Origin of the sequence: Methylobacterium sp. E-046 (genome assembly GCF_022829625.1) — a bacterium.
GTDB lineage: Bacteria > Pseudomonadota > Alphaproteobacteria > Rhizobiales > Beijerinckiaceae > Methylobacterium > Methylobacterium longum.
In genome coordinates this window covers 1-768 of the sequence record NZ_JAKSYP010000075.1, presented here as the reverse complement: position 1 = coordinate 768, position 768 = coordinate 1, and the positions used below count along the sequence as shown (strand labels likewise).

Below are 768 nucleotides of genomic sequence, written 5' to 3'. Positions count from 1 at the left end.
CCTTCCTCCCCGGTTGAACCTGGCTGACGTGTGACGACGCCGGGGGCGCCACGTGGGACAACCACGGTCGTGCTGGTGGGGGTCTCGATCACCTGAGCGAGGGCGGGCGTGACGATCATTGCTGCGACGGCCGCAATGATGGTGAGCGAGGTCATGAGGTCCTTTCATCGGGTGAGGTACGGAGAACAACCACTCACAGGCGTTGTGCCCCCAGCCCGGTGTCACAGGGGCGGGCAACGGCGACGCTGGGCTGTGGGCTCCACCACGTAGACACGTGGGCTGAGCCATGCCGTGGCATCATGCGGCCGGACGGTATGCCGAACGGGTTGTGTCGGGGGCCTCCGGCCTTCTATGGGCCGCGCCCTCTAGTCGCCGCTGTAGCTGGACTTCCCCCATGATGAAGGTCATCGCCGATCATCTGTCCAAGATCCGGGATCAGCTCCGGCGGGGGCATGGCCTTGCTCCGCCAGACGGGACGAAAATCCGCTCGGCTATCGAAGTAGCTGACCGTCGGCTGGGAACAGCAGTCGTTCCCTCGCTAGACATCAAGATCGCCCGAGCCAAACTTATGGATGCGGTCGAGACCGCCACTGCCACGGCCAAACCCGGCAGTGAGCGAGACACCGGCCGGATACGCGATGACTACCGCAAAGCTCTCGCCGCCTTGCACGGCTATAGCCTCATCCTCGACGCCGCTACACTGACACCGTTGGCCGCTACCGGGCCTAGCGCAGTGGTCGTCCCGAACCCACTCCCGCCTGGTTTGTA

The 768-nt window shown here is 64.7% G+C and carries 1 protein-coding gene; it reads left to right on the top strand.

The window, feature by feature from the left end:
- Positions 1-394: 394 nt before the first annotated feature.
- On the top strand, positions 395-768 hold a 374-nt coding region (locus MKK82_RS05975), incomplete at its 3' end, for a hypothetical protein (RefSeq protein WP_243984902.1).